The sequence below is a fragment of the Brotaphodocola sp. genome (genome assembly GCF_050873065.1).
Classification (GTDB): domain Bacteria; phylum Bacillota; class Clostridia; order Lachnospirales; family Lachnospiraceae; genus Brotaphodocola.
This window is the reverse complement of the sequence record NZ_JBNMIC010000009.1, coordinates 59,779-71,954: the sequence shown is the minus strand read 5'-3', so window position 1 is coordinate 71,954 and position 12,176 is coordinate 59,779. Positions and strand designations below refer to the sequence as shown.

Sequence of the window (12,176 nt, the reverse complement as noted above, 5' to 3'; positions counted from 1 at the left end):
TGGCAGAGGGATTACGACAAATAGCATAAGAAGAATAAATATATAGGGCGGGGACTGCCCGAATTAACGCCTGTGGAGATAGTAGGTCACGAGGTCTGTGAAGCAGGAAGCCCATTGGCTTTAGACAATGGGCAGTTCACCGACGAACTATATTTGCGTAGAGGTCTCGAACAGATGCAGCGCGTAGAAGCATTCTGCTTGATTTTGCTGTCGGTTCAGAGACCGAAAACGCAGGAAGAAGAATGAGAAAGCTGTTATTTTGTTCAGAATCATTTTTTTGTGGGAACTTTTTCCTGTCCGATGAAAACGGATAGAGCAAAGGCCTGAGAGATCCTAGGTGATTTGGTATTTAGGTGAAATTACAGGTTTGCGGAAAGAGGAGGAAAAAAGGATGAAACTGAAAAAAATGGCAGCTTTATTTGCAGCGGCAGCGACGATGGCGGTAGTGGCAGGATGTTCCAACACAGCAAAGGAGACTTCTTCTGCGGAGACGACTGAGGCACAGAGCAGTGCAGAGGAGACGAAGGCAGAGGAGACTACCGGGGCAGAGACCACAGCTGAGGCTGAGGAAGAAGAGGAAGAGAACTACAACACCGGCGATGCGTCCAAGGACAACCCGAGAAATCAGGACGAGATCGGCGAGGATGAGTTGATGGTAGTCAGCTTCGGAACGAGCTACAACGACAATCGCCGCATGACCGTCGGTGCAATCGAGGATGCACTTGAGAAGGCATTCCCGGATTATTCCGTTCGCCGTGCATTCACGAGCCAGATCATCATTGACCATGTGAAATCCCGCGACAACGAGGTGATCGACAATGTCACCGAGGCACTTGACCGCGCAGAGAAGAACGGCGTGAAGAGACTCGTGATCCAGCCGACCCATCTGATGAATGGTCTTGAGTACACTGATCTTGTCAATGAGGTTGCAGAGCGCTCTGATGCGTTTGAGAAGGTATCGATCGGCGAGCCGCTTCTGACGAGCGATGAGGATTTCAAGGCAGTGATGAAAGCAATCACCGAGGCAACCGCTGAGTACGATGACGGTGAGACTGCAATCTGCTTTATGGGTCATGGAACCGAGGCAGATTCCAACCAGATTTATGGAAAGATGCAGGATCTGCTGACAGAGTCCGGTTACAAGAATTACTATGTCGGCACCGTGGAGGCAACTCCGAGTCTTGATGATGTTTTGGCAAAGGTAAAAGAGGGCGGATACAAGAAAGTTGTTCTTGAGCCGCTGATGATCGTTGCAGGCGACCATGCAAACAATGATATGGCAGGAGACGAGGATGGTTCCTGGAAGAAGACCTTTGAGGATGCCGGCTACGAGGTAACCTGCCTGGTACGCGGTCTTGGCGAGCTTGAGCCGATTCAGCAGCTGTTTGTAGAGCATGCACAGGCTGCTATCGACAATCTGTCTAAGTAATTGGCGATATTTCAAGAAAATGGAATTCCGGGTGAATGACGCGATGAGTCTTTGCGGACTCTGATTTTGCCCGGAATTGAATAAACTGAAAAAGAAACTGTACAAAAAGACCGGGGACCGGGAGAAAAACTGGTCGCTGGTCTTTTTTCGTAAAATAAAAAGAGAAACAGAAAAAGAAGAGGAAGAAAAAAGTGAGATGAAGAAGAGAACAATATCAAAGATGTTTTTGATGTGTGCGGCAGCGACGGTGCTTGCAACCGGATGTGCAGGTGGAAATAAGGGCACAAATGCGGCCGGCACAGAGTCAGCACAGAGCACGGAGAACGCAACGGGCGCAGAGTCAGCACAGAGCGCAGAGAGTGTTTCCGACAAGGCGGCAGAGGCGGAGAAATCCGGCGCAGTGGCATCCGGGGATGAGACTGTTGAGGCGAAAGAAGTCGTCGAGGAGGGAATGGAGCCGGTCCTGGCAGATGCACTCAAAGAGGGTACTTATGAGGTGAAAGTGGATTCGAGCTCCAGCATGTTTACCGTGACGAAATGTGAACTCACCGTGAAGGACGGCAAGATGCAGGCGGTCATGACGATGAGCGGAAGCGGTTACGGAAAACTGTATCTTGGAAAGGCTGAGGAGGCGGCAGACGAAGAGGAGAGCAAGACGATCCCGGCAGAGACCGCAGCAGACGGATCCTGCACGTTTACCGTGCCGGTGGAGGCACTCGATAAGGGAATTGACTGCAGCGCATTCAGCAAAAAGAAAGAGAAATGGTATGACAGAGAGATTGTCTTCCGTGCGGATTCCCTTCCGTCAGAGGCGTATGCGGAAGGAACGATCGTGACGGCAGAGAGCCTTGGACTCAAGGACGGCACCTACACGGTTGAAGTGAAGATGGATGGCGGTTCCGGAAAAGTTTCTGTGACGTCCCCGACCCATCTGACAGTCAAGGATGGAGTTGTGATGGCAGAAGTCATCTGGAGCAGTCCGAATTATGATTACATGAAGGTAGATGATGTGAAGTATGACCGCATCGGTCAGGTTGGAGAGGGCGATCATTCTGCGTTTGAGATCCCGGTTGCAGAGTTTGACCGCAAACTGGCAGTGCTTGCAGATACAGTTGCGATGAGCCAGCCGCACGAGATCTCCTACACGCTGACATTTGACTCCTCCTCCCTGAAGGCAGAAAACTGATGGAGAGGAAGAGAAGAAGACCGGTCTTTCTAATTGCGGCACTGCTCTGCGCAGGAATTGCGCTGAGCGGATGCGCAAAAAGTGAGACAAGAAATTCGGAAATCACAGATGCCACAGATGCCGGGGAAAAGAGTGCAGCGATAGAGAATACAGAAGCAGATCATGCGGGAGGGGAAGAGTCAGATTCTCCGGATTGGGAGAAGATGAAGGCTCAGGAGACGATGAATCTGCGCTATGCCGATCAGTTTTCTGTTGAGAAGTATGAGGATGGGTATGAGAAGATTGTGATCGGGGATTCGGACACCTATCTCGTTGTGCCGGAGGGAGCAAAGATTCCGGAGCACATTCCGGAGGGCGTGACTGTGATTTCCCGCCCGCTCTCAAATATTTATCTGGCGGCAACGTCTGCGATGGATCTCTTTCGCAGTCTGAATGCGATTGACAAAGTGACGCTTTCGGGAACACAGGAGAGTGGATGGTACCTTGATGAGGCAAAACAGGCGATGGAGTCCGGCGCAATGATTTATGCCGGAAAGTACAGCGCGCCTGATTATGAGCGGATTCTCGCAAAATCCTGTGATCTGGCGATTGAATCCACGATGATCATGCATTCTCCCGAAGTGAAAGAGCAGCTTGAGAAACTCGGAATTCCGGTGCTTGTGGAGCGCTCAAGCTACGAGAAGAGTCCTCTCGGGCGCATGGAGTGGATCAAACTTTACGGAGTTCTTCTCGGAAAAGAGGAGGAAGCAGAAGCCTGCTTTGAGGAAAAGGCAAAAGAAGTCGAACAGATTGTCACTAAGCAGGCTTCGGGAAAGACGGCAGCATTTTTCTATATCAGCTCCAACGGCTACGTCAATGTCAGAAAACCCGGGGACTATATCTCGGAGATGATCCGGATGGCGGGCGGTGTTCCGGTGCCCCAGAATATTGAGGACAATGGCAATGCCCTCTCCACGATGAATATGCAGATGGAGGCTTTCTACGCGGAGGCGAAGGATGCGGACTATCTGATTTATAACAGCACGATTGACGGGGAACTGGAAAACCTCTCGGATTTTCTCGCAAAGAGCAGTCTGCTCTCGGGATTCAAGGCGGTGAAAGAGGGACATGTCTGGTGCACCGGAAAAAATATGTTTCAGGAGAGCATGGGACTTGGAGATATGATTCTTGACCTGCACCACCTGTTTACGGAGGAAGAGCCGGATCCGGCGGAAATGACGTACCTGCATCCGCTTAAGTGATAGCTCACAGTTCACGTGTTGAAAAATTTCATAGCATATATGGCGCAACAAAGAGAGGAGGCAGAAAAATGAACATTGAAAAAGGAAAAATCTCCCCGGAGAGCAGGCTGCGGTTTCGTGTGCAGCTTACTTATCTCTGCCTGTCTGCACTTCTGATTCTGCTTATCTTCTGGAATATCAATGCCGGGAGCGTCGCGCTCTCCCCCTCAGAGATTCTTGAAATTTTATTTGGAACTACGGAAAATGAAGTCGCCTATCACATTGTCTGGGATATCCGCCTTCCGCGTCTTCTCGCGGCGGCGCTTCTCGGCGGAATCCTCTCAGTGTCCGGTTTTCTGCTTCAGACCTTTTTTGCAAATCCGATTGCGGGACCGTTTGTGCTTGGAATTTCCTCCGGCGCAAAGATGGTTGTGGCGCTCGTGATGATTGTCTTTCTCGGGCGGGGGATTGCGCTTGGATCGGCATCCCTGATTGCGGCGGCCTTTGCCGGCTCCCTGATTTCGATGGGCTTTGTTCTCGTGTGTTCCGGCCGTGTGCGCTCCATGTCGATGCTTGTCGTGTGCGGGGTGATGATCGGTTATATCTGTTCTGCGATCACGGACTTTGTTGTGACGTTTGCAGATGACGCAAAGATTGTAAATCTTCACAACTGGTCCATGGGAAGTTTCTCGGGAATTTCCTGGGAAAATGTGAGGGTCATGGCAGTTGTGACGCTGTTTGGAATGGCGATGGCAATGCTGCTTGCAAAACCGATCGGGGCGTGTCAGCTCGGTGAGGAGTATGCGAGGAGCATGGGAGTGAACATCCGGAGATTTCGCGTAGAGCTGATCCTTCTTTCCAGTATTCTCTCTGCCTGCGTGACCGCTTTTGCGGGGCCGATCTCCTTTGTCGGGATTGCGGTTCCCCAGCTGGTACGCCGGATTTTCGGGACCTCAAAACCGCTGTTTGTGATTCCGGGCTGTTTCCTTGGAGGGGCGGGATTTTGTCTGTTGTGCGATCTGATTGCGCGGACGATCTTTGCACCGACAGAACTCTCGATCAGCACCGTGACGGCGGTCTTTGGCGCGCCGGTTGTGATCTGGATGATGGTGAAGAGAAGACACAAGGAGTAGATGGAAGATGGAAAAAACATCGAAAATTCAAACTGAACACATGGCGGTCGGATACGGGACACATCCCCTGATTGCGGAGATTGCACTTGAGGTGCGCAGTGGTCAGATTGTGACGCTGATTGGGCCGAATGGGGCCGGAAAATCGACAATCTTAAAGAGTGTGATCGGTCAGCTTCCTCTGCTTGGCGGAGCCGTGTATCTCGACGGGAGAGAAATGGGCACGATGTCGGCAACGGAGATGGCGAGAAAACTGGCAGTGATGATGACGCAGAAAGTCCGCCCCGAGCAGATGACCTGCCGGGAGGTGGTCGAGGCGGGACGTTATCCCTACACGGGAAGATTTGGAATTTTGACGCAGGCGGACCGGAAGAAAGTGCGGGAGGCGATGGAACTTGTGCACGCAGAGGAGCTTTCGGACCGGGAATTTGCCCGGATCAGTGACGGACAACGCCAGAGAGTCCTTCTCGCGAGAGCGATTGCGCAGGAACCGGAAGTCCTCGTGCTCGACGAACCGACTTCCTACCTCGACATCAGCCACAAACTGGAACTGCTTGCTCTGCTGAAAGATCTGGTGCAAAGCCGGGGGATCGCAGTGCTGATGTCTCTTCATGAACTGGATCTTGCGGAGAGAATCTCGGACTATATCGTCTGCGTCGGACAGGAGAAGATTGAACGTTTCGGAACCCCGGAAGAAATCTTCACGGATCAGAACATCACAGAACTCTATCAGATTAAACGGGGAACATTCTGTGCCCAGACCGGGACGGCGGAGCTTGAGCGGCCGGAGGGAAAGCCGGAGATCTTTGTGATCGGCGGCGGCGGAGCGGCAATTCCGCTTTATCGGCGCCTTCAGAGACAGAACCTGCCGTTTGCGGCAGGGGTGATTGCGGAAAATGATGTGGAGTACCCGGTTGCGCGGGCATTGGCGGCGGATCTGATTTCCTCCCCGGCATTTGAGCCGGTTGGTGAGGCGGAATTTGCGCGTGCGGCTGAAGTCCTGAGAAGCTGCCGGAAGGCATATTGTACCGTGGATCATTTTGGAATGATGAACCGAAGAAATGAGGAGCTCTTACGGCTCGCAGAAAATCTGGGAATTCTCGAGAATTCTTGAGAGGCTTTTATGGAGAAAGAACAGCCTTTCGGGCAGAAATTGGAATTCGGGCGCCGGACAGAAAGGATTTACAAAGCAAACGAAACCTTGTATAATGAAGCCATGCGTCCATAAAGAAACATACAGGCACATCAAGATAGAGATTGTGAATAGATAGAGACGTTGTGGATGTGATAAATATGGAGACAGGGAGAGTGGCTATGAGCGACGAGAAGAACGTGGAAATTACAGAAGGAAAGAAAGAGCTTCTGATCAGACTGACAAAGGAAGAGGGAGAATTCTTCATTCTGATGTCCGCCTGCACCAGAGCTCCTTATGTAGAGTGTGATCCGGAAACTTTTGATGATGAGGTTCTGATTTACTTTGACGAGCAGAGTGCAAAGGCAAAGACTGAGGAGCTGGCACAGAAGAAGATTCCGACAACCGTGATGAAACTGGCATCCAAGCAGATGCTTCTGTTTTTCACCACTCTGTATACAATGGGTGTCAATGCACTGCGCTTAAGCTTTAAGGGCGAGGAGACTGCAATGCAGCTTCAGGAGATCGTGAAGAAGAGAGATCAGAAGGAAGCACCGGACGGATCTGTATGGGTGGAGAACCCGCAGCTTCATCTGACGGCAGCTTACTTTGCCCAGGAGCTTCGCAGACCGGCAGAGGAGGATACGAAGGAGCGCTTAAAAGAACTTCAGGAGGAGATGCTTGCAGACTTTCGCAAGAGCAGCCTGATTTTTGCAATCCAGAAGGATACCAATGCGACTCCGATGATTAAGCTCAAGGATGGCGAGAAGTACCAGCCGGTATTTACCGATGTCTTGGAGTTTCGCAAATTCTGCCAGGATGACAGTTTCCGCCCGGTAATCGTGAAGGCAGAGCAGCTTCCGAAAGTCCTGGACAAGGATGCAAAGGGTGTCATCTTAAATATGCTGGGAGTCAATCTTCCGCTTCAGATCACCCGTCCGATTCCGGTTATGAATGCGGTTCCGGCAAATGATCCGGCAGCGGTTGCAAAGGCAGCAGCGAATGCGGCAGCGGCAGCAATCCGCGAGGCAGGTTCTTCCGCAGCTGAGAAGGAAGACGACAAGGAAGAAAAGTAAGGAAGAGAAATAAAGAAAAAGCAAGATAAAATAAGCTCCTTTCAAATTGTTTATGCATATCCTTTCATGGGAATATCATGGAAATATTTTCACGGAGGGGTATGCATGAAATGCTGTAAGGGGGTTTTTGAGGGCGGAGGCGTGCGCGGGATCGGCCATGTCGGGGCTGCCTGCGGGATGGAACAGGAAGGATACCGGTTTGAATCCTTGGCAGGCTCGTCCGCCGGTGCTGTGGTCGCTGCGCTTCTGGCAGCCGGTTATGAGTGCCAGGAATTGAAGAGAGAGATGGAGACACTGAATTACCGAAAGTTTCGTGGGCGGGATATGGTGGATAACTTCGGGACAGTGGGAAAACTGCTGTCCCTTCTCTTTTCTCTCGGCGTTTACAACAACCGCTATCTGGAGAGATGGATGGAGCAGGTGCTTGAAGCGCGGGGAGTCCGGACATTCGGGGATATTCACCGGAGAGGAAAGCGGCTGATCATTCCGGTCAGCGATCTGTCGATGCGCCGCCTCCTGATTTTTCCGGATGATTTGAGCTTCTTAGGCCTGAATCCGGAGACTTTTCCGGTCGCGAGAGCCGTGCTCGCAAGTTCGAGCATTCCGGTATTTTTTGAGCCGGTCTCACTTCGGGACGCGAAGGGGAGGGAACATCTGCTTGCGGACGGAGGGCTGCTGAGCAATTTCCCGATCTGGGCGATGGAGGCGGAGGAGGATCCGGATTGTCCGACATATGGATTTCAGTTTCTCGATCGGGATGAGGTGGCGGGGGCAGATTACTGGAGAGTCAGACACAATCTGCCTGATTATCTGAGAGCCCTCGTCTCAACCTGCATGGAGGCGATCGACAACAGCCTTCGCCCGGAGGAGGACGAAAGGCAGATTGTCTGGATTTCCACAACGGTGGGAGCCGGGGAGCGGGAGAGAACGATCCACGCGACAGATTTTGATCTCACAGCCGAGGACTGCGAGGGACTCTTTGAAAATGGAGTCCGGGCGGTGCAAACGTATTTTTCGGGAAAATCCATCACAGGTTGAGCAGCGCATGAACAATAATCTTATTAAATTTGTAAGATTTCTGTCGATGCTCTTTACTTGACGGGGCAGTTTGAGAACTCTATAATAAGGATAACTGTGCAGGAGAAGATTTACAGAGGAGTTGAAAACTTCCGGGAACTCCAAATTGAGGCACGGTCAGAAAGCAGGTTTTTGATGAGACGAAGATGGAAGACGAATATCTGCCGGATGATTCTGACAGCGGCATTCGGTCTGGCAGTGTCTATGACAGCGATGGCGGATGATTCGCAGTTTGTTTCAGGCACTTCGGTCAACGGGCTTGGAATCGGCGGTATGACGGTGGAGCAGGCTGCAGAGCATATCAGCAGTTTTTACTCCAGCAAATATCAGTTGAAGATAAAGGAGAGAGGCGGAAAGGAAGAGACGATAAACGGAACCGATATCGGATTCGCAGTTGGGCTTCCGGACGGATTTCTCCAGAACATTCTGGATCAGCAGAATGCCTCCGGACGGACGTTTGGACCGGATGTGGACAATTCGAGCCGGACAGATATGGCAAACACATTTGACGAGCAGGCATTGACGGATAAGGTAAATGCACTGAACTGTCTGAGCGGCAGCGGGATCGTGACGACGGCGGATGCCTATATCTCCTCCTATCAGGAGGGACAGCCGTTTGAGATCATTCCCGAGGTAAATGGAAATAATCTTTATCCCGAAAAAGTTCTCGAGACAGTGAAAAATGCAGTCACTTCTGGAAATTCAGAGGTTGACCTTGAGGCTTCAGGGTGTTATTATGCAGTCACAGTCACAAAAGATGACGAGGGACTGAAGAGTCTCTGCGATACGCTCAATCAGGTTCGCGAGATGAGCATCACTTACGTGGTGGGAGATCAGAGCGATGTGCTCGACTCTGCGACAATCTGTTCCTGGATCACGGGAACGGCTGACGGTCAGATTCAGGTGAACCGGGATCAGGCAGCTGCATGGGTGCAGACTCTGGCATCAAAGTACAACACGGCAGGAACGGCGCGCACGTTCCACACGGCGACTGGCCGCGATGTGAGTGTGAGCGGGCCTTATGGCTGGAAGCTCGATCAGAATGCGGAGACCGATGCGCTGATCGGAATGATCCGCACCGGACAGACGCAGTCGAGAGAACCGCAGTTTTCCCAGACGGCAGTCAACCATTCCGCACAGGAGTGGGGAACCACCTATGTTGAGGTGGATCTGACCGGACAGCATGTCTATATGACGAAAGACGGAAGCGTTGTCTGGGATGCACCGTGCGTTACCGGAAATGTGTCAAAGAATTACACGACTCCGGCAGGTCTTTACAGCCTGACCTATAAGGAAAAAGACCGTGTTCTGCGCGGAGCGAAGAAAGCAGATGGAACATACGAGTACGAGAGCCCGGTTTCCTACTGGATGCCGTTCAACGGCGGAATCGGATTCCATGATGCGAAATGGAGAAGCAAGTTTGGCGGCAAGATTTATCAGACGAGCGGAAGCCACGGCTGTGTGAATCTCCCGCCGGAGAAGGCAAAACTTCTCTATGATCTGGTATACAAGGGCATTCCGGTGATCTGTTACCAGTAGGGACAGAATAGAAAGAACGGAAGTGGTTGCCGGATTTCGGGAGCGAAACAGAGCGGGATTGCTGCGGGGAGACCTGTGGCAGTTCCGCTTTTTGGGGCGTGAGATGGAGAATGCTGGATGCCAGAAGAGTTAATTAGCACAAGGGCCGGAAGGAAAGCCAGCAAAAATTAACAGGAAAGCTGACAGAAAAACTGGCGGGAAAACTGGCAGGATACAGGCTGATTGCAGAAACAAAGGATGGATAGATAAAGGAAGAAGAGATATGACAGACCAGAATGCAGGCACAGCGGAGGAGATCAATCTTCGCGGAAGAAGCCGGAGACGGGGAAATGCAAGGACAGAACAGGAACATAGGGAGAGGGAAGAACGCTCGGAGCGCCCGGAGCGTGCAAAGCGTCAGGGAAAGCGGGAGAACCGTTCGGAATCTTCCAGATCCTCATCCAGTCCGGAACCGGCAAAAATGACCGCAGAGATTTTGAATCCTGAATGGTCGGAGGAGCCGGAGATTCAGGAGGAAGCAGGCGAGCGCAGACAGACGCGTGCGCGAAGCCGGAGAAGACAACCTCAGAGTGAGGATTCAAAGAGAGAACATACAAGAAGAGAAGTTTCCAGAAAAGAGAGTACAAGAGAAGAAGATTTAAGAAGAGAGAGTCCGAGAGAAAGATCAGGGGAGAATAAAAAAGAGAGCTTAAAAGAGACTCTGAAAGAGAGTTCCCGGAGAAATACAGGCTCTGACCGTGAGCCGAGAAGAAGCCGCGCGCGTCAGAACGCACCGGTCGAGGTGGCTGCGTTTGAGACTTCCGCAGGGGGAGCAGCGGCTGTAGAGATGCCGATGCCCCGCAGAGGAATGTCGAGAAGCCGTGCGGCGAGAGAGGAAGCACTTCGCCAGGAGGCGGAGGCGATGCGCCAGGAGGCTGCATCGGGCGCAGACGGGGAAAAACATTCTTCCGTCTCTGCAAAGGCAGTTTTTAAGGGACTCGGAATTGCAGCCGGAGTAGCCCTTGTCGTGGCAGGCGGAGTCTATGCCGGAATGGCACAGAAATACAAGAACGTCTATTTCCCAAATACATCGATCAACGGCATTGACGCCTCCGGTCTGACACCCGATCAGGTGAAAGAGCAGATTGAGGCTGGAATTAACCAGTATACAATCACAATCCGGGAGCGAGGAGACCAGACCGAACAGCTTAAGGGACCTCAGATCGATCTGCATCCGGTGTATGACGGAACTCTTGAAAAGCTGATTGAGGATCAGAATCCATATGTCTGGGGAAAATATCTGCGAACGGAGCGCGTCTTTACGATGGATACGATCGTTGCCTTTGATGAGACAAAGATGAACGATGTTTTCCACAGTCTGGCGTGCATGGATCCGGCCCAGGTGACGGCTCCGGTCGATGCGCACCGCTCGGATTATATCAGTGGAACCGGCTATCAGGTAGTTGCGGAAGTTCAGGGAAATACACTCGATGAGCAGGCAGCACTCGCAGTAATCTCTGATGCAGTGATCAGTCTTCGCGATGAGGTCTCTCTCGAGGATGCAGATGTTTATCTGAAACCGTCGATCACTTCGGAGAATGAAGATTTGCAGAATAAAGTCGCTGCATGGAATAAATATGTGGGTGCAAAAATCACCTATAAGTTTGGAAGTGCGCACCAGACGCTTGACGGTGACACGATCAATACCTGGCTGTCGGATGACGGAGAGGGAAATCCGGTTTTAAGTTCTTCAAAGATTGTCGAGTATGTGGCGCAGATGGCAAAGGAGAGAAATACGGCTTATCAGCCGAAGACCTTGAAGACGACCGGGGGCAGAACTGTGACGATCAAGGGACCTTACGGCTGGAAGATCAATCAGGATGCGGAGGCATCGACGTTAAGAGGACTGATTGAGGCGGGTGAGACGCAGGAGCGCGAGCCTCAGTATTCCCAGAAAGCAGCTTCGCATGACGGAAATGATTATGGAAGCACCTATGTGGAGATCAACCTGAGTGCACAGCATCTCTACTTCTATAAAGGCGGAAATCTTGTTGTCCAGTCAGACTTCGTGTCTGGAAATGAGTCGAAGGGATGGAGCACGCCTGCCGGAGCTTATCCGCTGAATTACAAGCAGAGAAATGCGACGCTGAAGGGAGCAAACTATGCAACGCCGGTTTCCTACTGGATGCCGTTCAACGGCGGAATCGGTATGCATGACGCTTACTGGAGATCGAGTTTCGGCGGAACGATCTACAAGACAAACGGATCTCACGGATGCATCAACCTTCCGCCGGCGGTGGCAAAAACCATTTTTGAAAATATTTCAGCCGGAACGGCAGTGTTGTGCTATCATTAAAAAAAATGCCGAAGATGCCGCTGAAAATAGAAATAAAGATTTTTTGAGGAGA

At 51.6% G+C, this 12,176-nt stretch carries 9 protein-coding genes; all 9 read left to right on the top strand.

Features of this window, described 5'->3' with window-relative positions:
- The first annotated feature begins 391 nt into the window (after positions 1–391).
- The 9 genes from ACR0QE_RS04350 to ACR0QE_RS04310 all read left to right on the top strand — a co-directional run bounded on the left by ACR0QE_RS04350 (position 392) and on the right by ACR0QE_RS04310 (position 12,124).
- On the top strand, positions 392–1,429 hold the full coding sequence (locus ACR0QE_RS04350; RefSeq protein ID WP_432627140.1) for a sirohydrochlorin cobaltochelatase: 1,038 nt from the start codon (positions 392–394) through the stop codon (positions 1,427–1,429).
- Positions 1,430–1,625: 196 nt separating this feature from the next.
- Positions 1,626–2,615 (top strand): hypothetical protein, encoded by a 990-nt coding sequence (locus ACR0QE_RS04345; RefSeq protein ID WP_432627139.1) that lies wholly within the window; start codon positions 1,626–1,628, stop codon positions 2,613–2,615.
- Positions 2,612–3,856 carry an ABC transporter substrate-binding protein gene (locus ACR0QE_RS04340; protein ID WP_432627142.1) on the top strand — a complete coding sequence of 415 codons (1,245 nt, stop codon included), beginning with the start codon at positions 2,612–2,614 and terminating at the stop codon, positions 3,854–3,856. Before ACR0QE_RS04345 ends, ACR0QE_RS04340 begins: the two co-directional genes overlap by 4 nt.
- Positions 3,857–3,924: 68 nt before the next feature.
- Positions 3,925–4,968 (top strand): FecCD family ABC transporter permease, encoded by a 1,044-nt coding sequence (locus tag ACR0QE_RS04335; RefSeq protein WP_432627138.1) that lies wholly within the window; start codon positions 3,925–3,927, stop codon positions 4,966–4,968.
- A gap of 7 nt (positions 4,969–4,975) precedes the next feature.
- Positions 4,976–6,079, top strand: coding sequence for an ABC transporter ATP-binding protein (locus ACR0QE_RS04330; RefSeq protein WP_432627137.1), 1,104 nt, complete (start codon positions 4,976–4,978; stop codon positions 6,077–6,079).
- Between the two features lie 200 nt (positions 6,080–6,279).
- Positions 6,280–7,173: an SseB family protein gene (locus ACR0QE_RS04325; protein WP_432627136.1), complete on the top strand. Its 894-nt coding sequence runs from the start codon at positions 6,280–6,282 to the stop codon at positions 7,171–7,173.
- 105 nt (positions 7,174–7,278) lie between these two features.
- Positions 7,279–8,211 carry a patatin-like phospholipase family protein gene (locus ACR0QE_RS04320; protein WP_432627135.1) on the top strand — a complete coding sequence of 311 codons (933 nt, stop codon included), beginning with the start codon at positions 7,279–7,281 and terminating at the stop codon, positions 8,209–8,211.
- A 174-nt stretch (positions 8,212–8,385) separates the two neighbouring features.
- Positions 8,386–9,789: a L,D-transpeptidase family protein gene (locus ACR0QE_RS04315; protein WP_432627134.1), complete on the top strand. Its 1,404-nt coding sequence runs from the start codon at positions 8,386–8,388 to the stop codon at positions 9,787–9,789.
- A 262-nt stretch (positions 9,790–10,051) separates the two neighbouring features.
- Positions 10,052–12,124, top strand: a complete 2,073-nt coding sequence (locus tag ACR0QE_RS04310; RefSeq protein WP_432627133.1) for a L,D-transpeptidase family protein — start codon at positions 10,052–10,054, stop codon at positions 12,122–12,124.
- The last annotated feature ends 52 nt before the right edge of the window (positions 12,125–12,176 follow it).

What these genes read in the sequence shown, in the direction of transcription:
- ACR0QE_RS04350 (WP_432627140.1), top strand. Translation starts at nt 392, where the DNA reads ATGAAACTGAAAAAAATGGCAGCTTTATTTGCAGCGGCAGCGACGATG.
- ACR0QE_RS04345 (WP_432627139.1), top strand. Translation starts at nt 1,626, where the DNA reads ATGAAGAAGAGAACAATATCAAAGATGTTTTTGATGTGTGCGGCAGCG.
- ACR0QE_RS04335 (WP_432627138.1), top strand. Translation starts at nt 3,925, where the DNA reads ATGAACATTGAAAAAGGAAAAATCTCCCCGGAGAGCAGGCTGCGGTTT.
- ACR0QE_RS04330 (WP_432627137.1), top strand. Translation starts at nt 4,976, where the DNA reads ATGGAAAAAACATCGAAAATTCAAACTGAACACATGGCGGTCGGATAC.
- ACR0QE_RS04325 (WP_432627136.1), top strand. Translation starts at nt 6,280, where the DNA reads ATGAGCGACGAGAAGAACGTGGAAATTACAGAAGGAAAGAAAGAGCTT.
- ACR0QE_RS04320 (WP_432627135.1), top strand. Translation starts at nt 7,279, where the DNA reads ATGAAATGCTGTAAGGGGGTTTTTGAGGGCGGAGGCGTGCGCGGGATC.
- ACR0QE_RS04315 (WP_432627134.1), top strand. Translation starts at nt 8,386, where the DNA reads ATGAGACGAAGATGGAAGACGAATATCTGCCGGATGATTCTGACAGCG.
- ACR0QE_RS04310 (WP_432627133.1), top strand. Translation starts at nt 10,052, where the DNA reads ATGACAGACCAGAATGCAGGCACAGCGGAGGAGATCAATCTTCGCGGA.